The sequence below is a fragment of the Brooklawnia propionicigenes genome (genome assembly GCF_030297015.1).
Lineage (GTDB): Bacteria > Actinomycetota > Actinomycetes > Propionibacteriales > Propionibacteriaceae > Brooklawnia > Brooklawnia propionicigenes.
The window spans coordinates 375,472-399,568 of record NZ_AP028056.1 but is presented as its reverse complement, the minus strand read 5'-3'; the positions used below and the strand labels follow the sequence as shown (position 1 = coordinate 399,568).

General features: G+C 65.7%; 13 protein-coding genes and 2 pseudogenes. 11 read left to right on the top strand and 4 right to left on the bottom strand.

Annotated elements, in window-relative coordinates:
- Window positions 1-6 precede the first annotated feature (6 nt).
- The 5 genes from QUE25_RS01825 (at window position 7) to QUE25_RS01805 (ending at window position 11,770) form a co-directional block, all read left to right on the top strand.
- On the top strand, window positions 7-5,472 hold the full coding sequence (locus QUE25_RS01825) for a hypothetical protein (protein WP_286267008.1): 5,466 nt from the start codon (window positions 7-9) through the stop codon (window positions 5,470-5,472).
- A complete protein-coding gene (locus QUE25_RS01820) occupies window positions 5,469-8,738 on the top strand; it encodes a hypothetical protein (RefSeq protein ID WP_286267007.1) in 3,270 nt (1,089 codons plus the stop codon). Before QUE25_RS01825 ends, QUE25_RS01820 begins: the two co-directional genes overlap by 4 nt.
- Before the next feature lie 56 nt (window positions 8,739-8,794).
- Window positions 8,795-9,667, top strand: a complete 873-nt coding sequence (locus QUE25_RS01815) for a peptidoglycan-binding domain-containing protein (protein WP_286267005.1) — start codon at window positions 8,795-8,797, stop codon at window positions 9,665-9,667.
- A 67-nt stretch (window positions 9,668-9,734) separates the two neighbouring features.
- On the top strand, window positions 9,735-10,496 hold the full coding sequence (locus QUE25_RS01810; protein ID WP_286267003.1) for a peptidoglycan-binding protein: 762 nt from the start codon (window positions 9,735-9,737) through the stop codon (window positions 10,494-10,496).
- A 65-nt stretch (window positions 10,497-10,561) separates the two neighbouring features.
- Window positions 10,562-11,770 carry a peptidoglycan-binding domain-containing protein gene (locus QUE25_RS01805; protein WP_286267001.1) on the top strand — a complete coding sequence of 403 codons (1,209 nt, stop codon included), beginning with the start codon at window positions 10,562-10,564 and terminating at the stop codon, window positions 11,768-11,770.
- A gap of 131 nt (window positions 11,771-11,901) precedes the next feature.
- Here the strand turns inward: QUE25_RS01805 and QUE25_RS01800 are convergent, their stop codons facing one another.
- Window positions 11,902-12,123, bottom strand: coding sequence for a type II toxin-antitoxin system PemK/MazF family toxin (locus QUE25_RS01800; RefSeq protein ID WP_286266999.1), 222 nt, complete (start codon window positions 12,121-12,123; stop codon window positions 11,902-11,904).
- A 320-nt stretch (window positions 12,124-12,443) separates the two neighbouring features.
- Between QUE25_RS01800 and QUE25_RS01795 the strand changes: the two genes are divergently transcribed.
- Entirely contained in the window at window positions 12,444-14,003 is a 1,560-nt protein-coding gene (locus QUE25_RS01795) for an SIR2 family NAD-dependent protein deacylase (protein WP_286266998.1), read from the top strand.
- Between the two features lie 637 nt (window positions 14,004-14,640).
- Window positions 14,641-15,060, top strand: a pseudogene (locus QUE25_RS01790) (transposase); the annotation flags it as partial.
- Window positions 15,061-15,116: 56 nt separating this feature from the next.
- Here QUE25_RS01790 and QUE25_RS01785 read toward each other — a convergent pair.
- Window positions 15,117-15,872 (bottom strand): SDR family oxidoreductase, encoded by a 756-nt coding sequence (locus QUE25_RS01785; protein ID WP_286266996.1) that lies wholly within the window; start codon window positions 15,870-15,872, stop codon window positions 15,117-15,119.
- Window positions 15,873-15,996: 124 nt separating this feature from the next.
- Between QUE25_RS01785 and QUE25_RS01780 the strand changes: the two genes are divergently transcribed.
- Window positions 15,997-17,238, top strand: a complete 1,242-nt coding sequence (locus tag QUE25_RS01780; RefSeq protein WP_043537034.1) for an IS256 family transposase — start codon at window positions 15,997-15,999, stop codon at window positions 17,236-17,238.
- Here QUE25_RS01780 and QUE25_RS01775 read toward each other — a convergent pair.
- Window positions 17,228-20,794, bottom strand: coding sequence for a non-ribosomal peptide synthetase (locus QUE25_RS01775; RefSeq protein WP_286266993.1), 3,567 nt, complete (start codon window positions 20,792-20,794; stop codon window positions 17,228-17,230). The two genes, QUE25_RS01780 and QUE25_RS01775, sit on opposite strands and share 11 nt — an antisense overlap.
- Before the next feature lie 3 nt (window positions 20,795-20,797).
- The gene (locus QUE25_RS01770; RefSeq protein ID WP_286266991.1) at window positions 20,798-21,622 is read right to left on the bottom strand and encodes a SagB/ThcOx family dehydrogenase; all 825 of its coding nucleotides are present in this window, start codon (window positions 21,620-21,622) and stop codon (window positions 20,798-20,800) included.
- Between the two features lie 327 nt (window positions 21,623-21,949).
- Between QUE25_RS01770 and QUE25_RS01765 the strand changes: the two genes are divergently transcribed.
- The 3 genes and pseudogenes from QUE25_RS01765 to QUE25_RS01755 all read left to right on the top strand — a co-directional run.
- Window positions 21,950-22,489 (top strand): HXXEE domain-containing protein, encoded by a 540-nt coding sequence (locus QUE25_RS01765; RefSeq protein ID WP_075888572.1) that lies wholly within the window; start codon window positions 21,950-21,952, stop codon window positions 22,487-22,489.
- The gene (locus QUE25_RS01760; RefSeq protein ID WP_075888570.1) at window positions 22,486-22,905 is read left to right on the top strand and encodes an HXXEE domain-containing protein; all 420 of its coding nucleotides are present in this window, start codon (window positions 22,486-22,488) and stop codon (window positions 22,903-22,905) included. Before QUE25_RS01765 ends, QUE25_RS01760 begins: the two co-directional genes overlap by 4 nt.
- Window positions 22,906-23,113: 208 nt before the next feature.
- Window positions 23,114-23,986 (top strand): annotated as a pseudogene (locus QUE25_RS01755) (malate dehydrogenase); the annotation flags it as partial.
- Between the last annotated feature and the right edge of the window lie 111 nt (window positions 23,987-24,097).

Below are 24,097 nucleotides of genomic sequence, written 5' to 3'. Positions count from 1 at the left end.
CGCCCCATGGGAACCTCGATCAAGGACTTGCTCGACAGATCCGGTGTCTTCCACCAGGTCATCTGCCCCCGCGAGATCGACCTGCTGCTGTCGGCTCTCGAGCTGACCGGGCCAGCGGAGCTCCCTCCCGGCGGCGTTCTCCAGGGAGAAGTCCGACTGACTCAAGACCTCAGCCAAAGTCCCATCCCAGGCTTCGACTTCGCGCTGGCCCTGCCCACCGGTGTCGTGCAGCCGGCACCGTTCAAGCTCGAGCTTCTGCCCGCGCAGGATCCGACGTCCTTCAAGTTCTGGCTGGTCCTGGCCGAGCAGGGGCAGGCCCGCTTCGTGTTCAAGTTCGTCGAGGGCATCGCGGGCATGGCGCTGACCGGCGCAAGGCTGGTCGTAACACCCGAGGGTGATGCCCACCTTCAGGCGCTACCGCCGGACGATCCCAAGCACGCGCCCGTCCTGGTCAGCCGTTCGGCGGAAGCCGGCGTCGTCCTGGGACCGGCGCTGCTTGTCGCCGGGTCCGCAGACACCCCGGCGAGAATCCGCTTCACTCCGGACACATCGTCTACCGCTGGGATCGTGGCCCTTGGACTCGAGCCGCCGACGGTGGTCTTCGGGTCGTCGAAGATCGGGTTCGACCTCCCTGCGCTGGTGATCGACGACAGCATCGAGGCCGGGGCGGCCGGAACGGGAGCGCCGGGGCTCGATCCACCGCTTGCGACCATTGCGGCAGACGAGCCATCGTGGCGGGGCCTGCTGGCTCGGCAACTCGACTTCTACCTGCCTGCCGAAGTGCCGTTGTTCGGCGGCCAACCGATCAAGGGCTATCTCGCCGTCCGGACCGGGGGTGGGGGAGTGAACCTGGTCGTGGAAACCAAGGTGCCGGCTCGTCCGGCCAGCGGCCAGCGCGGCGCACTCCCGGCGTATTCCGTGCGGATCGAGTGCATCGACCCCACGGCAAGTGGGCTGTCGGGGCTGCTGCCCACCTGCATCACCGCGACCATGGAGCTGCCTCTGGATGGTGCGAAGGCCGGCTTCAGCGAGCCCAGCGGAGCGAATCGGGAGATCACGTTCGCGGCCGGAAAGCCGGTCCGGGTCACGGCAACACTCGCGCGCGACCCCGTGAATGCGCCCGGGGAATTCAGGATCTCGGTTGGGGCAGCCGCCCAAGGGCAGGCCGGCATCCTCTCGGTCACCTCGACCTCGATGGGCGGAGCGAAGATATTCAATACGGCCGCCGCGCTGGCGACGGCGCTCATCGCCGACAAGGATGTCGAGCGCGCCGCCAAGGTCGGCGATGGTACCGGCGTGGTGCTCTACAGCCTCGTCGCGGTCGGGGCTGCGCTGTCGTCGCTGCTCACCGACGACAGCCGCTTCGTGCTGCACGGAGTGGAATTCGAGTCCAGCGGCCACGGGCTGCCGGTCGGTGGACCCTTGACGCTGAAGCTGGATTACTCCGTCGCGGTCCGCATCACCAAGGTCGACGTCGGGGTGCTCGCCGTCTCGATGCGTCCCGACCAACCCATGCGGATTCGGGTCCGGGACGCGCGGATGAGCATCGATCCCCGCAAGAGCGGGCTCCAGATGATCGGGCTGGACTTCGACCGCGCGCAGTTGGAGGTCGAGAACCCGGGCGCCTGGAACGTTGCCGGCCTCGAGTCGCTGTTCGACGTGCTGGGCAGCCGGTCGGGCCGCGGTTCCACCTTCGTGGAGGTCGACCTGCGCTTCAAGCTGAATCTGGGCCCCATTCGGGTGTCGGGCGCGACGATCCGGGCAACACTGAACAACAACGGCACGGTCGATGCCACTATCCGCGGCCTTGAGGCCGGGCTCACGATCCCGGGCGCGATCGAGGGGACCGGCCGGATACAGCTCCGCTCCGGAGGATTCGGTGCGGACCTGCTCGCACGCCTGCTTCCGCTCAACCTCGCCGTCGACGCCGGGATCGAGTACGCCCCGCCGATGATCGTGCTGCGGCTGGGAGTCGACCTGCCGGCGCCGATTCCACTCGCCAATTCCGGATTCGGCCTGTTCGGCGTGGGCGGGCTGTTCGGAATGGCCGCCGTGCCGCAGTATGCCGCCGACGCCGAGGACGACCCGGTGCTGCGCCAGCTCCAGTGGCAGCCGAAGGGTGTGGGCAGCTTCCGCGTGCTGCCCGGGCAGTCGACCTTCGGTTTGGAGGCCGTGGTCGGGACTCTGCCCGATCTCGGGTTCTCGTTCTCGTCCAGGGCCGGGCTGTTGATCTCGGTGCCCGATGTCGCAGTCCGAGGCGCCCTGAACGGGCGCGTGCTTCAGCCGCGCGTCCAGATCAGCGAGCCGAGTTATCCGCCGCCATCGGGGTTGAGTTTCCTCGGCTTCATCGGCGTCGACAGTACGGCGCTGAGTTTTGGGGTGCTGGGCGTGGTCGATCTCCGACCGCTGCTCGAGATCCGCGTCCCGATGGCTGGGCACTTCCCCCTCCAGGCCGACAGCGATGACTGGTACGTCTACCTGGGGGCCGACGGCGCCCCGGTGCAGGGCCGCTCGATGGGACCGATCTCCGCGAAGGTGCTGCCCGGAATACTCGATATCGGGGCGGACGCGTACCTGATGCTGCGGGGGCGGGGGATTGCCGACTGGCCCTACGGCCGCGGCTCCGCAGCCGCGCAGCTCACGATCACCGACGGGTTCGTGGCCACCTTCGGGTTCGGGGTGCAGACTATGTTCGGCGCCCGGCCGATCGCCTGGGCCGAGCTGTTCGCGAGCCTCGACCTGCTGCTCGGCACCAAACCCCCAACCCTCGCCGGCTTCGGCCGTGCGGGCGGCAGCCTGCATCTGGGGCCGTTCTCGCTCGGCGTGCAAGCGGCGGTCAACTTCATGGTGCGGGAGCAGGCCAGCTACCTGTGGGCCCAGGTCACCGGACGCATCGAGTTGCTGTTCTTCGACCTCGAGGCGACGGTGACGCTGGCCTTCGGAGATGAACCGCAGCTCACCCTGCCCGACGCCGACCGTCACCCGCTCGACCGTTTCGCCGGCTCCGTGCGCGACGGATCGCTGGGCGCGCTCACCGACGACAGCTACCGAGTGCTTGCCCCGCTCGTCGAAGACCCGAACCGGATCACCCCCGAGATGTATGTCTGGCCCGACGCCATCGTCTCGCTGCCCTTCGCCATTGCGCCGGTGATCGGACCGGACGCCGGCTCGCAGTTCCCCGGGATCCTCGGACCAGGCGCCCTCGCGCCCATGAAGGTCGGCAGCGAGATGCTCTGCTACCAGTGGCAGCTCGATGCGCTGACACTGCGGGACGTCACCGCAGAGCCCGACCCGACCGTCGGCGGAACCGTGCCGCCGGGCGCCGGGCTCGCGGCCAGCTGGCAGGTGCCGCGCATCGCAGGTGCCGGTTCGTCGGACGTCGCGGAACTCGTCCTGCTGTCGAACGGCAGGGATCTGTGGGTCAATCGCCTGGCCGATGCAGGCGAGGAACGACGGCCGCCGATACTGCAGGCGTCGGCCGACCTGTGCCGGCGACGGGTGAGCGCCCAACCGGGATGGGCGGTGGGGTGGCTGGCAGGCCCGGCGAATCCCGGCTTCCGGCTGCCGCCCGAACCGGTGACCACGAACCGCCTGCACAGCCGCGTCCAAGCCACCATGCATCACTTCGGGGTGGCTCTGGAGACCGGGCCGACGGCACTGGACGAGGTCTTCACGGTGCCGCCACCGTTCTGGATCGACCCTGCGCAGCTGATCGGCTGGCCCGCATCCGAGGAGATCAAGCACGTCTTCCACGGTCACCTGGACGCTCCGAACCTGCGCGCTCCCGCTGACATGACCGTCGGTGAGCTGATCGAGGCAGGCTGTGCGTTCGTCGCCCAGCAGATCACCCTCGATCCGGTGGAAACGATCCTCGACGGCCTGCTCGTCCTGGCTGCAGAACGTGAGTTGTTCGAGATCGGTGAACGATTCGCCGGCATCCAGGTGTGGGACGACCTGGGTGAGCAGTGGCCGGTCACCGACTTCATCGACCTGCCAACCGGGCAGAGCGCCGCGCTGCTGCGAGCGCCCTCGGCCGATGGCGTCTCGTCGATCACCGTGACCTTCCCGATCGGGGCGACGCTGGGCGTCGTCGGTCTGGGCGGGGTCACGGTGAGCGCCTGGGAGGCCGCGAAACGCGAGAACGACGCCATCGCCAGCGAGGTCAGCAGGCTTCAGCAGGCAGCCTCCCAGGGCCCGAAGACCGACCCGAGCGTGAACTCGCCGCACGAGCGCGCCATCTTGGCCCCCGGTCGGCTGTATCGCATCGACGTCGACATGTCCTGGTCCGGTGAGATCTCGAAACAGGATAAGTCGGGGCAGATCGTGGTGGTGGCGACCAGGTCGGACGAAACCACATACACACCCCAGGGCTCCGCCACCGCGCTGCCGACCCGGCGGCAACTGTTCTTCCGGACCGCGCCGGTACCGCAGCCGCAGCCACTGCCCCGTTACGGTGCGCAGGGCTACCTTCCATGGCTGCTCATCAGGCAGGACATGTTCCAGCCCGAGATGCTGGAGCGTTACCTGGGCGGTTACGAGCCTGCCCAGAGCGAGGCGTACCGGTTCTGCGATGACCCGCTGCGCGCGCATTTCCGTCAGGATCACGTTGCCGCGTTGGCCAAGACCTATGGCTTCGATCTGCGCGTCGCCGTCCGGCGGCTCGACCGGCCGGGCCCGCAGCATGCGCTGCCGCAGTTGTTGCCGATGGCGTGGACGGCTGCACTCCGTCCGGGTCACCTGTCGTACGCCGACCAGCTTCGCTGGAGCTATGCCGTCGACTCCGCATGCGGCGTGCCGAGACCCGGAGCGACGGGCAGCGCCTCGCTGCAGCTCGATCCCGAGGCCTGGTACGAGGTGTATGTGCTGGCGAAGGCCGCCAATCCGCTGCTCGCGGACGGGCGTTTGCCGGGGGTGACGTTCCGGACCTCGCGGTGGCGAACACCGCGCACGATGCTCGCCGGTCTGGGGTTCCCGACGGCGGGTGAACCCAGCCCGGCCGGTCTGGTCGTCGGAGATCTGCTGGTCAACACACCCGTGAGCGTCGGCGGTGGTTTTTCCGAGGACGACCAGGAGTACCAGCGGGCACTGTCGGCGCTGGGGCTCGAGGGCTGGCCGCTCGCCACGGTGCCGCGGCTGAGCCGGCTCTGGGTGCGGGGCGCGGGCGCCGGCTGGCTGCTGGCCGGTCTGATGATCGAGTCGCCCGAGCCGATTCACCGGCCCGGTCGGCTGACGGTCAGCCTCGCACTGAAATCCGCCGCCGGCGGTGAGACTTCGTTCGATATCGGACGAAGCGATCGTTCCGGATCGCGGCTGATCCACCTGGCCAGTCGGCCGTTCCAGGTCAATGATCCGCTGGGCGGGTTCGCACAGTTCGTGCTGAGAGCCAGGAGCTGGCTCGGCACGGAGGTAATCGATCTACGCGGTATGTCGGCCGTCCCACGCAGGCCCGCGTTCTGGGAGGACCCGTCATGAGCTCACTGTTCGCCCCACCCGAACTGCTGTCCGCCTACGCCATGGCCGAGGACGGCAGCGGCCCCGACCTGCCCTTCGGCACCCACCTGCGCATCTTCGCCGGGTTCGGCGCCAGCTTCCCGCTCGCCCCATTCGCGGTGTACAAGATCGTCAGCCAGCCATCGGAGCTGCTCGACGTCCGAGTTCTCGACCGCGAAGGCCGGCCTCATCGCGACCTCGACCTTGCTCGCCTGGGTGTGGCCGACATCCAGCTGGGACTCCACGACGACGACAACTGGCGGACCGTCCGGCTGGAACTGATCGACCCCGACGCCCGGTTGGAGGGTGCGGCAGTGCTGGGCCCTCGCGGCAGACGATTCGCCGGCCTCGTCCGCGACGAGCCACGCTGGCTGTTCTCCGGGCCGTTCATGCACCGGCTGCACCTGTGGGGCAGCTCCAGCCAACTCGGGATCAACCCGTGGCGCGTGCCCTGGTACGAGTTGTTCGAGGGCTCCCACGAGCTGGCCGGAGTGCTGGCTCTGCCCATCGACGGCGAGTACACCTGGTACGCCCACGGGGACTCAACTGCCGCCGAGGGACGAGTGGAGCGCGGCGCTCCGCAGCGCCTCAACCCGATGGACCGCCCGGACGGTCAAGACGTGGGCATCTCGTCGGATCAGGAACTGCGGCGGGTGGCGGCGATGCTGGCATCGGGGCAGTTGGGTGGCGGGCTGGAGACGCTGCTGGCCCACCTGGTCGACGATCGGCCGCCGCCCTGGAAGCAGCACGAGCACCAGCCGATGCAGGACCCGAACGGCAAACGGCAGGTTGTTCGCGCTCCCCGGCTCGGGACCCTGCAGACCGCGGTGATGGATCCAGGGTTGGCCCGCCACTTCGGCTTCGCAACGCAGTTCGATGATCTGCCCGACCTGGATGGCGGGGGCGGCTGGGACACCTTAGCCATCGTCGGCCTGCTGGCGCTGGATCCCCGCGAGTACCTTCGCCGAGGTCTGGACCTGACCGCCCTGCACGATGACCAGCGTCCGGGAACCCATGCCCTGCTGGAGTCTTTGATGTGGGCGCTGGAGAACTCGAGCGGGCTGGACCCTCGTCCGGCCATCGCGGAGCGGATGCGTTTCGTGCGTAACGAAGGCTTGGTCGCGGCCCCCTTCCTCACGGTGGTGGCACCCGTGCCGCCCTGGCTGCCGCCGACCCTCGCCAGACCCCAGGTCGTCGATCACCGCTGGCAGAGCGCCACCGATGGATACCCTTCGCGGCTGTACCGGGCGAGCCTGGCGTTCCCGCAGCCACAGGTCGCCTCCCTGGCCGCCCTGGCAGCTCAGTTCGACGGCGAGTGGACGGCGCGTCACGACCAGCTGGATATCGCCGATGGTGATCCGGGGCAGCGGGCCGTCCCGCGGGTCGTCGGCCATGAGACCGACCCGTCCGCTCGGGTGCGGGGGCTGGGTGGTGGCGCGCTGGAGCCGGCGGGCCTGCTGTCCGACAAAGCCATTCCCGACGTCGGCCCCCTCGACTACCGCGTCTGGGCGTCGGACATGTTCGGGCGATTTGGTCAGCCGGTCGATTTCACCGTTGAACCGCCGCCCCGCCCGGTTCCGCCACCGCCCGTGCTCAGATACCACCTCGAGCGAGCCGAGATCGACCCTTTGGTCAGTGCGGATGAGTCCCCCGGCGTGATCAGGCTCATGGTCGCGATACCTCACGCATTCCCCGCCAGCAGGTTCACCCCGGCCGAGTCGCAACTGCTGGGATCGGCGATCGTCGTCCCCCGCATCGACGATCTGGCCGCAGGCTCCTGGACGATCGAGTCGTTGACCCTCAAACTCGGAGGCAGCAATAGAACAGTAGGAACCACAGATAGCGGGTTCACCGAGGTCGAACTGCCGTTGCCGCGCCTGTCTCCGCAACAGCGCGGACGCTGGACACTGACCGGATACTTCACGGACACCACCGGTGTGCATTCCGAGGTCGCGACACTGCCCATCGAGGTGACCGACCCGCGTCCACCGAAGGTCTACCCGACGGGCATCGGGTTGTTCTGGAGTTCGGCGCCGGGTCCATCGTCCGAGGTCGAACTCATGCTCACCTGGCCCGCTGTGGACGGGTCGAAGCATCGGGTCTATTTGAGCGACCAGCAGGGGCTGAGGCTTCGGCCCCAGGACGTCGCGGAGGCTGTCGCAGGGGTGGCGCCCTCACGTGGCCGCGTCGCGGCGGCGGGCTGCCGGCGGGTGCTCGACGGTGGCCAGATCGACCGCACAGCGTTTCGGCTGCTGACCGAATCGCCGGTGGTGGCCGGAGCAGACGGGGCGGTCTTCACCACCCGGCTGCCGCGCAGCCTGGAGACGGTGCAGTTTCTCCGGATCGTGCCGCTGGGGCCCGACGGAGCCGAGCCACCCTTCGACAGCTGTGGCATCGTGGCGGTCGCCGTTCCCGACAGCCGTGGCCCGGTCGCCCCACGCATCGACGGTCACGTAGATCCGGCCACGGGTGCGGCGACGCTGCGCGTCGTGACCGATGGATTCGACCGTAGCGCTCTCCAGCGGGACGAGCCCGGTCTGTTCGATCCGGGTGTGGCGGGGACAGAGCCCCCACGATTCCGGATCAGGCGCGCGGTCGGCCCGGTCGCAGATCCGGTCTACGCGCGGGTGCTGCGGGAAGGACCGATGCAGATCCTCAACTCAGCCGCGACGCCCGCCGTGTTCGAGGCGACATTCCTCGACGATGGCGGCGTCGGTCGAGGGCTGGAGCCCTTCGTCCGGTACGTCTACTGGGCAGAGGTTCGGCTGCCGCCCGAACGCCGGATCCCGGCCGGAGTCACCCTGCTCGACCCACCGGGGGGCGTCACCGTGCCGAATCCGGCGGCCAGGCAGCCGCACCCACGACCGCTCAGCCCACCGTCGGCGCCGCGCGTCCTGATGCACCTGCCTCCCAACCCTCCCGACCGGCCCGGCGTCGACACAATCACCGTCCTGCGGGAGCCCGGAGACGCCGTGGACGAGGTGAAACTCACCATCACCGTGGCGGACGCGCCCCGATCGCACGCCTTGGCGATCGGACCCTACCGGGCCGCCATCTGGTACCAGTGGCCCGGCCACACCATCCGCCCGGCGGTGGCCGAACTGGCGTGGCCTGAACTGTCTGACGGCGTCGTCCCCATCGTTGTGAAGGTGCCGGTGGCGGTCGACCCGGATGCAGTCCTGGGCCTGCGGGTCGCGTTCGTCGATCCTGCCGGCCGAATCGGCGAGATCGCCTCGCTGAACGTCTGAACAATCCGAAACCGGTCGATCCTGTTGGATCAGTCCCACTCAGAGTAGGAGCAGTCATGCACGAGATGGTTCGGCAATCCTGGATGCGCTTCAATGAGCCCCTCGAGGGCATCGTCAACTTCATGTACCTGGACGTCAAGGGCTGGGTCAGCACCGGCATGGGCAACAAGATCGACGAGACCGTGCGGCCGAACTCGGCACCGTCGGCAGCGGAGCGTCAGGCATCCTTGCGGCTGGCCAATCAGCTGAACTGGTACGACCAGAGCACCGGCGCAGCCGCTTCACCAGCCGAGGTGGCGGCCGCCTGGGACGCGGTGAAGGCACGCCTTGATCTGGCACCGCAGGGACACAGGGCCTTCGAAGGGCTGACCCGACTACGGGTGACGAACGCGGAGATCGCGCGCATCGTCCAGCTGAAGCTGTTGGAGATGGAGCGCACGCTGATCACTCGTCCGGAGTTCAGCGGCTTCGCGGCATGGCCGGCCAATGCGCAACTCGGCACCCTGAGCATGAGCTGGGGGATGGGTCCGATGTTCCGCTTCCCCAAGTTCCAGGCGTTCGTGGCGAGCGGGCGGTGGGCAGCGGCCGCGGAGGAGTGCAAATTCAACCCGGACGAAGGCACCATCCGCTATCGCAACAAGCTCGACCGAATGTACTTCCTCCTTGCTCAGAAGGTCGCCGACCAGCACCTGCCCGTCGAGTACTTGGTCATTGCGCTCGACTCGGTCTTGGCCGTTCAGCACGGCCTGTGGATGCTGGGCTACAACCCCGGTCCCCAAGACGGTGGGGACGGCCCGAAGACCCAGGCCGGAGTCAGGTCCTTCCAGACCGCCGTGGGTCTGCCGGCCAACGGCGCCTGGAATGACCCGGCCACGCAGATGGAGTTGGCCGGCGCGCTGGCCTCCGACGGATGGACGATCGCCGGCTGACCAGTCCATGCGGCCTGAACGAACACTCACCGAAACTCAGGATCATCTCAACGAAACGGAGTCCACCATGTCATTCACCATCGAAATGAGTCATCCGCTGGGTCCCGCATCGCAACAGGGCGGTTATGGCGGGCCAGGGGTCGGCGGTCATCAGGGTCCGCACTGGTACATCGCATTCGGCATGGATCTGGCGGCACCCGCCGGCACCAGCGTGTTCGCCGCATTCGATGCGCACCTGACCAAGGTGCAGCAGCACGTACCGGCCGCCGACACCGGCGCCGTTTACGGCGCCCAGCTGTTCATGCGCTCACCCAACGACATGATGGGCGCCTTCTACACCCACATCACAGGCGTGCCGGCCGCGCTCACGGTCGGGTCAAGGGTCTCCCGCGGCGACTACCTGGGCCGGATCTACGCGTCCGGAGGAATCCCGGCGCACCTGCACATGGCCCTCGTCGAGATCATCGGCGGCGCCCCGAACGGCCAATACACCGGTGTCAACCTCTACAACAGCTTCCTCAACACGCCGGGACCGTGGACGGTCACGTTCTTCCAGAACGGCACCCCGCCGAGCATCACCGCAGGCGGTGGGGGACCGACCACGATCGACCTGTCGTCCCTGCGCGGCGTTCAACAGGGTCTGGCCGCACTCGGGTTCGATCCGGGCCCAATCGATGGGATCAACGGGCCACGGACGCGAGCGGCCGTCTCCGCCTTCCAGAGCCAGGTGATGCTGATGAGCCCGCCGACCGGATCGGCCGATCCCGTGACCAAGGCCGTGCTGGCTGCCAAACTCCGCCTCGCCGGCTTCGTTGTGGTGGGCGCCTAGCGTGGCCCGGACTGTCGGACGATGTCGTCCCAACCATCCACCTCATTGAAGGATTCGAGGTCATCATGGAAAAGTGCTTCGCAGGTTCTGCTTCGGGAGCGAACACCGAAACCCTGTCGATAGTCGGCAACATCGTCGAGGTGGTCGTCATGGTGGACTACCTGACCCATCGAGTGTCCAATGGTGGTGCTCCGATCGTCTTCGACGCTCCCGGTGCAACGGACTTCTTCGATGTCAAGGGAGATCGCTGTGAGCAGTTCGCCCGCTTCCTCAAGCTCAAGAACGCGCACGTCGACCAGGCACTGATCGATGCCTTCTGCCGTCAGAGGAAGGTCCGCGATGGGGACAAGAGCATGGTCCCGGACATCATCACCCACGAAGGCGCCCTCAGGGAGTTCTACGAGGTCAAGCCCGCCTCAACGACGGGACGAAGAGACGGCCGGCAGAAGATCCGCAACTTCTGCGAACTGAACGCCGGCCACGGCATGCCGTACTGTTCAGACCCCAACCCGGAAGGGGGCGCCGTACCGCGGGGGAACACCTACAACCCGAACTACCGCAGAGTGTTCTGGAGAGGGCAGTACAGCAGCATTCCGGCTCAGGTATCGCTGCGCTTCGAACGCGATTCCGACTCCTTGGTGCTCTACCGGTTCTGCGTCGAAGTGACCCCGGAGGTGGTCAACGAAACGGTTCTCCTGTTGCTGGTGAAGGCGGCCATCGTCACACTCATTCTCACGCGTGGTGCCGCCATAGGTGTGCTGGTGCCCGCGGCCGCCGCCTATCTGCTTTTCATGCGATCGCCGTTGCTGGGCAGCGTGGGCCAAAATGGCGCCAACGGGCGGGCCGACGCCAAGTACGCGCAGCGGCTCTTGAATCAATGGCGAGCGCCTCGCGGATTGCCTCTGCTTGCTGTGGATGGCGTGCCGGGCAACAACACCATCACCGCCATCCGTGACTTCCAGCGCGCCGAAACACCTGCCTGGGTCGACGGTCTCATCGAACCGGGGAGAAACACGATCAAGCGAATGGAGACGCTCTTCCTCAACTCGCTCAATGACGGCTTCGACGCGTCCATCATCAACGATGGTGAACGCCGGGAATGGGTGGACGATGTCACCTACGCCGCGGCCCTGTTGGCACCAGGCAATCAGGATCCTGCGCCCGCGCCGGGGGAGGCCGTGGTCGTGCCGATCGAGCCGAACGCGGTCGTCGTGACCGAACTCCAGCAGATCCTCGACATGGTGCATGACGCAGATTTCGGCCCGAATCAGTAGCGAGATGGGGCAAGACGGCCAGTGCGCCTTGGCACTGGCCAGACTGTGGAAACGGCCTGCCCTCAAGCACCCGGCGCGTGCGTGAACTCAGAGTTGGAGATGGACGCGGAGCGCGTCGTCCAGTTCGGCCATCAGGTGGTCGAAAGACGCCCGATTACGCGGCCGAGCCGCTCGACCGAGACCGAACGAACCTGTTCGGCCTGGGCTTTCGAATCCACGTGGATGCCCGTTTCGGCAGCGGGGAGGAGAACTTGAAAGGGGAAGACCCGAGTGGTGTTGCTCGTCACGGGGACCACGGTGACCACACCACGACCCAGCCGGGCTGCGGTGGCGTTGGCATTGTCATTGCTCACGATCACCGCTGGCCGACGCCTGTTTGCTTCGCCCGTTCCTACCACGGTAGCTTTCCCGCTCGTGTCCCCTTGCCCACTCTTGGGCGCGGATCAAGTGCGTGGGGGTCGGCCCGCCGGACTGGCCGAGTTCCATGAGGACCGTCGCGAGAATCGGCGATCAAACGGCTCAACATGAGCCGCGAACACGGCCCAACTCAAGTGCTCTGTCGGCTCACTTCCAGTTGACACAACGCAGCTAGTTCCAACCGTCGGCGGACGGGCGGGGCCGTCGGGAGGAGGGCCCGTGAGTTCCCGGCGCGGATACGCGGTAGGGTCCAGTCATGGCTGATCGTGGGCATCTTTTCGTGGTGCAGGCGGATCTGACAAGGCTCGCCGCCGATGCGTTCCTCATCCCATGCGACAGTGAGCTCCATGTGACTGGCACGTGGCGTCCATTCGTCGAGCCCGGCGCGCCCTGGCAGGCCAAGCATGAGTGGTTCCGGCCCGAAGGCGTCCAGCTCGAGGACGGCGTCGCGGTGCTGCCCGACCCGACCCCGAAGGACCCTTCCCCCGACCAGGTGGTGGGCCTGCGGGTGCTGGTCGATACCGTCGGCGTCGAGAGCATCCCGGCGATGGTGTCCAGGTCGTTGGACGCCGTGCGCCGCGCGGCCGCCCGCGCCACCCGGCACGGCGGCCGGGCGCTGCCGCTGGTCGCGTTGCCGATCCTCGGCGTCGGTCAGGGCAAGTTCCCCGGGCGCCGGGCCGAGGCCGTCCGTGAACTGGTCGGTCAGCTGCTCGACTTCGTGACGATTCACCCGGTCGACGTCGCCCTCACCCTGCGGCGCACCGCCGACTTCGCCGCCGCCCAGTGGGAGCGCCAGCGCAGGACCCGTGACTTGGGCGCGGACTTCTGGCCGGAGCTGACCCCGGAACAGGGAGAGCTGGCCGATGAGCTCGGGACGAAGGCCGCCCACGGGGAGTTGTCGGTGTTCGCCGGAGCCGGCGTGAGCCGCCCGGTCGGGTTCCCCAGCTGGAAGGACCTGCTCCAGGGCCTGTCGCCTGACCAGAAGCTCGTGTTCACCGAGGAGACCGACTACCCGCAGGTCGCCCAGGACCTCAACCGGCCGGACCTGAACGACGAGGTGGCCAAGAAGCTCACCACCGGCAAGCACGCCCTCGCCCACGCGCTGCTGGTCGACCTGCGGACGCCGTCGCTGGTGACCACCAACTACGACCCCTGCTTCGAGAACGCCGCCATCGTGATCCACCAGGATGAGCCTTTGCGGGTTATCGCCCGCCAGTTGGTCATCGGCGGCGGGCCGTGGCTGCTCAAGCTCCACGGTGACGTCGCCTACCCCAAGACGATCGTGCTGACCCGAGGCCAGTACGACGCGCTCGAGAATGATCTCCCGGCGCTGCGCGGCGTGGTGCAGACCCTGATGCTGACGAGCCATCTGCTGTTCGTCGGGTTCGGGTTCGCCGACGACGACTTCCTCGCCATGTCCCAGGCCGCGCAGAAGGTGCGCGATCTGGCCACCGACCAGCCCGCAGACGCCAAAGCTGGCACCGCGATCGGGTTGTGCCAGGCTAAGGGGCGCACGTATGCCGAGCTGGATTACCACCATCTGCGCAGCGATCACGACCTGACTGCCGCTGCCCGCCAGCTCGAGATCCTGCTCGATCGCGTTGCTTGGCGGTGCCAGATCGCCGGACGTGGCCGGGCCAGCTATCTCCTCGACCCGGGCTACCAGCAGGACGGCACCGATCAGGACCGGGTCCTCGCGGAGGCTCTCACCCAGCTCCGTGCCACTGCCGAGCAGTGGCAGGGCAGTTCCGGCGCCCAGGCGGTGCGCGACCTGATGGACGACCTCGGCTGGCAACCCTCGGCAGCCGACCGGTAGCGCGCTCCTCCAGCTTCTGCCCACACGTTCCCCGCTCGCTTGGCCGGGCACTGGAGGGAATCGAGAGTACGTGGACCGATTTCACCGTCGTCCCATATGGGCTGTTCCCGGCGATACCCGCATGGGTCCACTCGGGAATCGTGGCTGCCGAAGTCGAACTCATCTGCGGAGGCAGGTATGAGATACCGGAGCCTATCCACGCAGAGGCGGATCCACAACGGTTCATCTGCGTTTCGTCGGCCTCCCCCGATGCCCGCTCGGTCCCGGGCTAGTGATGAGTTCAGTTTTAGTGGACGAGACAACGCATTGACATAAAACCATGAGCAACGAACTGGATCCGCTTGACGGCGGCCTGAATGCCATGAATGCAGGCACCGCATCTTCGACGATGTGAAGAAGACGCTAGCCCAGTTCATGTCCAAGCCGTGAACACAGCCAAGGGGTGGAGGGCCTTGTCTGTGCAGACGTCCACCCATCTCGATGCCAGAGAAAGGATTTGAACCTCTCACGGATTCGCACAGATATTGCGCTGACTAGGAAATGAGCTTCTGGCTTTTGGGCGTTCTTAGGCATCAGGGGCTGGATAGGGCTTGATTCAAGTTCTCTCCGATCTCGTACGAAGGCCGGCACCGGCCTGGTCAAGGCCATGCTCCACTCGGTCTACGACCAGCCCGACGCCCACGCCGTCCACGCCCAGTTCGACCGGTTGCTCGACTACACCAGCGACAAGCTCCCCGCCGTCACCGACCACCTCGACCACGCCCGGGCCGACATCCTCACCTTCACCAGCTTCCCCGTCGAGGTCTGGCACCAGATCTGGTCGAACAACCCCACCGAACGCCTCAACCGGGAAATCCGCCGCCGCACCGACAGCGTCGGGATCTTCCCGAATCGCGCAGCGATCGTCCGGCTCGTCGGCGCCGTCCTGGCCGAGCAAACCGACGAATGGGCCGAAGGACGCCGCTACCTCGGCCTCGAAATCCTCGCCAAGAGCCGCATGGCCCTCATCACCAACCAGCCCGAACAGGAGACCACCATGCCCGCACTCGCCAGCTAACCCCGCCCTACAGGATCACCAACGGCTACACCACTACCCGGGACTTGACCGAACGATCAGGCTTGTGCCAACAAGGATGCAGGTTCTGGCCAGTGCACCCCTAGGTCAGCCAACAATGAGTTGGTTTCGCGGGCAGAGAACTGAGCGCCGTAACGGTCCTGCCACACGTGCGCGTTGAGCAGACAGTTGCGCACCGCCACGTCATCCGGATGCTCGGTGAAGTGCGATTCCAACAGGGACCGGAATGCGGAGCTGGGGACTTGCCTGCAGGGGGCGGACACCAAGGCGTGGAGGGTCTCCATCGACGGGCGATGGGGGTTCATGATATGGAAACTGTGACTGTCGGGAAGCATGGGCGCATGGACCAGAGCGCTCACCGCGTGGGCCGCTGTGTCCACGTATGACAGATCAGTGATTTCCGCGAGATTGTCGGGGATCGATCCGAACCTGGCGATGACGTTGATGAGCGCAGCATAGGTGTTCGCGAGCCCTGTCTGGGCCATGGCCCCTGTCCGAGAATCGAAGCACAGATTACCCAGTCGGAGCGCAGCACCGTGCAGCCCGGAATCGAAAGCCTCGAAGCACTGCTTCTCAGACTCGAATTTGCTGTGTGAGTACTGGTCCAGGAAACTTTGCCCGACGTCACGGCACAGCTCCCCATAAATTCCGGACTCCTCTGGGGGAACCCCCATGACCTGGGAGGTCGAGACATGGAAGAGCCGAGCGCTCGCATGGCGGGCAAGATCAATGACGTTCTCCACTGCCCGCAAGTTGCGGGCGTCAATGGTCCCCGGAGCGGCGAAGTGCGACACGTAGTAGAGCCCCCTAGAGTGGTGTAGCCCCCACAGTGGCCGTGGCCGTCGATGACGGCAGGGCGGTCACCGTGGGATCCTTCGAGTTCACCTACCAAAGCTCTCTCAAAGGAAATCAACCACGATGACCGCTCCTCACATTGTCGACCCCGCCCGCGTGCTGGGCAACCTGCTGACCGAAGCCTCTCCGGACATGATGCGCCAGCTGCTGCAGAACATGATCAACGCCCTCCTCTCGGCCGATGCCGACGCCGTGTGCGGCGCCGAATGGGGACAGCCCTCAACCGAGCGGGTCGCGCAGCGCAACGGCTACCGCCACCGCCCGCTGGACACCCGCGTCGGCACCATCGACGTGGCCGTCCCGAAGCTGCGCTCCGGCAGCTACTTTCCCGAGTGGCTGCTGGAGCGCCGCAAACGAGCCGAAGCGGCCCTGATCACGGTGATCGCTGACTGCTACCTCGCCGGCGTCAGTACTCGTCGGATGGACAAACTCGTCAAGACCCTGGGCATCGACGGCCTGTCGAAGTCACAGGTCTCACGCATGGCCGCCGACCTCGACGAACACGTAGCGCAGTTCCGGCACCGCCCCCTGGGCGAGGCCGGGCCGTTCACGTTTGTTGCAGCTGACGCGTTGACGATGAAGGTCCGCGAAGGCGGACGCGTGATCAACGCCGTGGTCCTCGTCGCCACCGGCGTCAACGGCGACGGACACCGCGAGGTCCTGGGCCTGCAGGTCGTCACCTCCGAGACCAAACCGGCGTGGAACACGTTCTTCGCCGATCTGGTGGCCCGCGGCCTTGCGGGGGTCCGACTGGTCACCAGCGATGCCCACGCCGGGCTGGTGGAGGCGATCGCGGCGAACCTGCCTGGCGCGTCCTGGCAGCGCTGCCGAACCCACTACGCCGCGAACCTGATGTCCGTGACCCCGAAGAGCATGTGGCCCGCGGTCAAAGCGATGCTCCATTCGGTCTATGACCAACCCGACAAAAAGTCGGTCCAGGCGCAGTTCGACCGTCTGCTCGACTACACCGCCGAGAAGCTACCCGAGGTTGCAGAGCACCTCGAAGCCGCCCGGGCAGACGTGCTCGCGTTCACCGGCTTCCCCAAGGACGTGTGGACCCAGATCTGGTCGAACAACCCCGCCGAACGCCTGAACCGTGAGATCCGCCGCCGCACCGACGCGGTCGGGATCTTCCCCAACCGGGAAGCGATCATCCGCCTCGTCGGCGCTGTCTTGGCCGAGCAGACCGATGAGTGGGCAGAAGGGCGCCGCTACCTCGGCCTCGACGTCCTCGCACGATGCCGACTCAGCACCATCACCAACGCCGTTGAGGAGGTGACCGAACCCCTCGCCCTCACCGCCTAGACGAAGGAACCGCTACACCACTCCACTGGACTTGACCCGACACGTCCGCAGCTGCGTGGATGATGGTGTCCACGTTCATACACGAGTCCAGCTGTGCTTCGTCCAGCCCAAGGTTGGCGCGTTCCATGTCCCCGACGACAACGTGCACCCGATCTGTAAGTGTGTCTGTCACCTCATCGCCGAAGCGTGCTCGAAGTATCTCCCACAGACGTTTCTCGGCCTCGTCCTGGGACCCGCCCCGAACCAAGCACCACAGTTCTGTATCCTGCGGCATCTCCTGAATCATGAGGTAGCCGCCCAGGAAGCCGGTAGCTCCGGTTATGAGTATTCGCTGTGGGTCGGGTTGCCTGAGTAGGGCGAGCCCTCCCCACGCGCGGGCATGATCGGCTGGGTCATACAGCCGCCCCGAAATGGGCTTTGCTGCAGGCCGACACGAGGCGGTCTCAGGCACCTGCTGGCCCACCACTGTGGCCAAGGACTGAACAGTGGGGTTCTCGAAGACGTCGTATACCGACACCGTGAGACCAGCGGCTCGCAGGGTCGCATGGAACTGAATGACCGAAAGCGAGTCCGCGCCTGCCTCGAAGACGTCGTCGCTGAGCCCGAGATCGTCCAGATCCAGCACATCCAGCCACACCCTCTGGATGAGGCGTTGTTGCGGGGTCCACTTCTGAGTCGTCGACGCGGTGTGATGCCGTGGTTGAGGGACAGGCAACAGTGCAGTGTTGACCTTTCCGTTGCTCGACATGGGAATGCAGTCAACCCGCATGACATGGGACGGCAGCATGTACTGGGGGAGCCGGGCTCGCAGGGTGTCCCTCACATCGCTCGGGGTGAACTCCTGGTCACTGACGTAATAGAGGCATAGGACGCTCTTTGAATCGGGCGGGACTTGTTTGACCGCCGCCGCCACGTGGATGACATCCAGCTCACGGATCGTGGCGGACTCGATCTCCGCCAGCTCGATCCGGTGGCCGTTGACCTTGACCTGGGAATCCCGACGCCCGAGGAACTCTATCTCGCCATCTTGGCCCATACGTCCGAAGTCGCCCGTTCGATAGACGCGACCCAGCTCAGGTGTTGACACAAAGGCTTGGTCCGTCTGCTCCGGTGCATTCAGGTAGCCGAGGGCAACTCCTTGACCTCCGATGCAGATCTCGCCGATGCATCCCACTGGGCTGACCCTCTGGTGATGATCCGTGATCCACATTGTTTGGTTGCGCATCGCATGTCCATAGGGAATGCTCCGCCATGTGGGGCTGACCTCGGCCACATCGAACCAGATGGACCAGATTGCCCCTTCAGTTGCGCCGCCGAGACTCAAAACATGCGCTCCGGTGGCAAGACGAGAGATACGATCCGGCAGATCCACCGGGATCCAATCACCGCTGAGCATGACCAGGCGAAGGTCCCAAGGGACTGAGAACGCCTGAGATCCGGTCGCCTTCCAGTACGGTCGCAGGAGCCCCGCGCCAGTTCGTTCCAGCTCCTCGACTACGAGTCCCATGATCGCTGGAACCGTGTTCCACACGGTAATCCCATCCTTGACCAGCCCGTTGGCCAGTGTTGGGATGTCACGCTGGTCCTCATACAGAAACAGCTGGGCCTGCGAGATGAGGGCCCCGTGGATGTCGAAGACAGACAGATCGAAGGAGAATGAGGAGACTCCGGCGATTCGGTCGGATGGGCCGATGCTGTGGGTTTCGATGACATCCTCGATCGTGTTCATCACGGATCTGTGCGAGATGACCACCCCCTTGGGGGTGCCAGTGGTGCCCGAGGTGAAGATGGCATATGCGGGACTGTCGAGGGTCACGGTGTCGCGCTTGCGAGGTGATTCCTTGTGCAGCTCGATCGTCCCCTCGGGAGTGATCCGGGCTCGTGCCCGGCTGGTGTCCAGAATCTGTCGGTGGCGGGCTGGAGGCTGTCCCGGATCCAGAGGGATGTAGGCGGCACCCGTCTGAAGGACGCCCAGCATCGCTGCGATGGTTGAAGCCCGTCGATAGCCATCGACCGCTACGTAGTCACCCACGCCCACACCCATCGCGACCAGTTGTTGGTGGACGAGCCGTGCGTGATCGAGTAGTTCTCGATTGGTGTGCCAGCCTTCGTTGTCGCAGACGATTGCGTGGTCGGGTCTGGCCGCCATGGCTTGGAGTGCCGCTTCATGGAGCAGACGGGTGCCCTGACGGCCGCCGGTGGAGTTCACCGTTGTCCATACTGTCTGATCACCCTTCGGGAGTCGGACGGCTGACACCGGATCCTCGCCGTCGATGATGGCTTCCAACATGGCGACCACGTCATCAAGGATCCCTTGCGCGATTCGATGGGTGATGTAAGGCTCGCGATAGTCCACCGACAACGCGACGCCGCGATGAGACTCCAAAAGCTGGAAGTCAACGAGCACCTGTGGGGTTGAGGAGCACGACCACACAATCTGGCCAAGGGATTCCGAGCCATCGTTGAAGCCACGTGAATCCGCCATCATCGCAGTGAACACGATGGGCAATCCACCACTGATGGTCTCCCCGGTTCGGTCCCTGAGCTCTCGAGCCAGATCAAGAGTGCTGAAACCGCTGTGGGCCAGGCATCGGCCCAAATGAGTCCAGTTGTTCGACGCGTCCAACCAGAAGTCGTCGTCGGCAGCCCTCACCGGGAAAGGCATCGTTGACGTGTACTCCCCCAGCACCATGCCGCCAGGATGATGACGTGAGGGACGGTCGGCGGTCGTGAAGTTGACTGTGAACTCGGCGGTGCCCGACCATCGACGCAGCGCTTCGACATAGGACTCGATGACTACAGCAAGAGGCGGCAGGCTGCGAGCAGAGGCGGCTGTGCGGAGCCTCTCCCAGCGCGGGGAGTCCAAGACGGTGCGTACTCGGCGGAAAATCCCAGTAGGCCTTCCGGAGGTAGGAACTGCGACTGGCAGATGTGGGGCCTGCGGGACGGAGGAGAACTGGCTGGTCCAGAATGCCCGGTCCACGTCGAGGTGTCTGGCGTGTCTGGCGGCGATGTTCATACAGAGGTCGGCGAAGGTGGGTTCGTCGTTGGGGCGTTCCGTCAGTTCATGCCCATTCACAACATCATTGATCTCCTTCAACACAGCGAAGATGCTTGGGCCGTCGAGGAAGAAGAGGTCGAAATCAACGGCGAGGATCTGTCGGTCACCGGGAAGCCGTACGACAGTGAAACGGAAACAGGGCCATGTCGTGACGTCCATGACCTCCGAGACCCTGTCGTCCCTGAACTGGTCAAGACGCTGCGCGGCATAATCATCGTCGAGTCGGCTCCAATCGACGACCTCGACGGTGTACGGGGTGGTTTCAACCGGGCGCTGGACTCCGTCATTCGGTGAGGCAACCATACGCAGCATCGGATGACGGGCCACCACTTCGTCTATCGCGTGGCCAAGCGCCTGTGGATCCAGTGCACACTCGAAGTCATGATGCCCTGCTGTCGAGACTCCTCCGAGTGGGATCTCAGAGCTTCGACCTTGGAGGTATGCCGTCTGGAGTTGGGTCAACGGCACTGAAGTGGTCACTCGACTGGACGCCATGAGTCAGCTCCTCTCGTCGATTCGACCGACTTCGATTGAATGGACAACTTGCTGGGTTGGTCGAAGCCCGAGCATCTCGTGGGCCCGATCGAAGTCGAGGTCTCCGATACAGCAGGATCCGAGTCCACAGGTGCAGGCTGCCAAGCTGATAGTGGCGGCAAGAACCCCGGCATCGATGAGCGCCAGCGGATATCCCATGTCGTGGTACTTCGGCATGATGACTGCCAGGTCGGCAATCAGGATGAGCGACAACGCGGACGATTGGTGGATCATTCGGTTGGTGAGGAAGTGGAGTGACTCGTCCCACGAGCGAGCGTCGCTGTGGCGCACCAGTCGATTGTCGATGGGATCGACCGCATAGACACCGGAGGGCACTCCGGTGACCCGATTCGACTTGATGTGCACGTAGCAGTCGATGGCGTACAGTCCGCCAGCGCTCGGCCAGCCGCGTCTGCCCTGAGGGAGATCGTCGGCAGGGCGATGTCTTAGGCCGGACAGCAGAGTGGCCAACTGTGCAAGCTCGACGGGCTCGTCGTTGAAGGAACGAATCGTCCGCCGTCGGGCGAGCCAGTCGGCGAGTTCAACATCCGGTAGTTGAACCGTTGTCGTGCCACGAGGTTGTCTGGTCGCCTGCGTGGTCCGGTAGGCCGTCGCATGCTCGCTGTCCGCCAGTGTCTGGTCGTCCATGAGCAGATCGCCGAGGGTAGCTGACAGGCCATGTGCCAGCTGCCTCAGGCCCGGTGGAGAAGTGACCAGGGCACCCAGTTCGGTAAGGGCATCGATGAGCTGTTCGCTTCGTTGAGGCTCAAGGCCAAGCAATGAGAGCACGTCATCCTTCGTCGCTCCCGTTTGGGTGAGTTCCGCAATCGCTTCGATGGGTTCCCCGCAGGATCGCGGGAACATGCATCCGGCGATCACGCAGCCATCAGAAGTCGGGCGGACATTGACCGCCTCATTCCAGAAGAGCTCCTGTACATGAGACAGGGCACCTGAGCTTGGCGTGGGCATCTCGCGTCGCTTCTCCTCTGTGGATGTGCATTGTGCGCGTCGAGGACGTGGCGGTTCGTCGTCATTGGCTGGGAACCTCGCCGTTCTCTCCGATTGGGTACTACGCTACTGCGGGTAGCGTAAATACGCCAAAAGGGAGGTTATCCCATGAATGGGCAGCTTGAAGGTCATAAGCGGTGGACGGTCCCGCTGAGTCTCGCGTTGTCATTCCTCGCCAACGACGGTGAGGAGCTCCTGACCATCGTCCCATCGTTACCGGAGACCCTGGACAGAGTGTCTGAGCGAACGGCGGGCAGAGTCCCGATTCCCGGGCTGCTGCGAGACATCGACCAGACCCACATCAACGTGGGTGTCGCCATGATGGGTGCCCTGTGTGCCGCTGCCGTGGCGGACGGCGTGCGCAGCCGGGGCAGGGGCGCGCTGTACCAGGACTTCCAGTGGGTTTTCGGGCTGCACGGCCTCAGCCACATCGGCGCCTCGCTCGTCACCAAGGGCTACACGACAGGAGTGCTGAGTTCGCCCACCGTCGTGCTCCCGCAATTCGCCTACGTGATGCGCGCCCTGGATCAGGCACAGGTTCCCCATCGAATCCATCCTGTCCGTGCGATCAGCCGGGTGGCTGGCTGGTTGGCCGTGTCCCACCTGACCGGCTACATCGTCTCCCGGGGTAGGCGGACGGCCCGATGACCGACACGGATCGCGCCTGGGCCTGGACCGCGCTGCTGCTCGGCATCCACCAGAGCGAGGAAGTGGCGCTGTCCATCGCCGCATGGCTCTCCGACGTCGGCACCACCGGGATCGGCTGGTTCGACGAGCACATCCGCACCAACCCGCTGGCCGGAACCAATCCTGCAGCTCGTGCGGGGGTCGTCGCCGGGCAGGGCGTGGCGCTGTGGGTGGTGTATCGACTGACCCGCGACAGTCGCACCCTCACCAGGTGGGTCACCAGTGCTCTGGTGCTCAGTTGGGCGGCAGCCTTCTGCATGCATCTGGGCATGTCAGCCCGCACCCGCTCGTTCATGCCGGGCACGGCGACGTCGATCATCCCCGGAATCCCCGGGGCCATCTGGGTGTTGCGCAGGATCCGTGAGTTGACGGCGTGAGACCCCGGGTACTGGTGCAACGATGCAATGTCCGGCTCGCTCCACTCCCGGCGTGAGGCCATGAGTGGGGGAGACCGGTCTGTCGCCGCCACCGCACCGATCCGACTTCGCGTCGGGTCACTGCGTCGGCACAGCCCAGGGTTGGGCTTCCTCAGCGCCCGTTCTGGTTGGCCATCGCGTCCAGGACCGGGCGCAGCGCCATCCACCACTGCTCGAGGTGCCGGGGGCGGTGAAGGTCCTCGAGGGCGTGGCCATGGAGCTCGAGGACTGCGCTTTCCCGACGCTGTGCGGGGTGGAGATCGGCGACGGGGCCAACCACATCTTCGACGGCGCGAATGTCGCGATGCTGGTCGGGGCCTCGCCCCGCACCAAGGGCATGGAACGTTCCGATCTGCTGGGGGCCAACGGGGCGATCTTCGCTGCCCAGGGCCAGGCGCTGGCGGCGAACGCGGCCAGTGATCTGCGTGTGGTGGTGACCGGTAATCCGGCGAACACGAACGCCTACATCGCCTACCACAACGCGCCGGGTGTCCCGGCTGAGCGGTTCACGGCGTTGACCCGTCTGGACCACAATCGGGCCCTGCACCAGTTGGCGGTCAAGGCGAAGCGGCCGGTGGGTGAGGTGACGAACATGACCATCTGGGGCAACCATTCGTCGACCCAGTATCCGGATGTGTTCAATGCGCGGATCAACGGTGAGAATGCCGCCTGCTGGGTCGGTGACGACGCCTGGATCAATTTCGAGTTCATCCCGACCGTCGCCAAGCGGGGGGCTGCGGTCATCGCGGCGCGTGGCGCATCGTCGGCGGCGTCGGCGGCGGATGCGACGATCAAGCATGTGCGGGACTGGTTCGCGGGGACTCCGGCTGGTGGTTGGACGTCGATGGGTGTGGTCTCCGACGGGTCCTATGATGTCCCTGCTGGGTTGGTGTCGTCTTTCCCGGTGACGACCTCGAAGGGTGACTGGAAGATCGTGCAGGATCTGCCGATTTCGGCGTTTGCCCGGCATTTCATCCAGACCTCGGTGTCCGAGCTGGTCAGTGAGGCCGAGGCGGTGAAGGAGCTCGGCTTCGTCAAGTGAGGCAGTGCGCCTGATACAACAGGGTCGGTCACCGCTGTGGTGGCCGACCCTGTGCGTTGACTCCAGAGGAACACGATGGCGCGGGCTGGGTACTGCTCGGGGAGCACACGA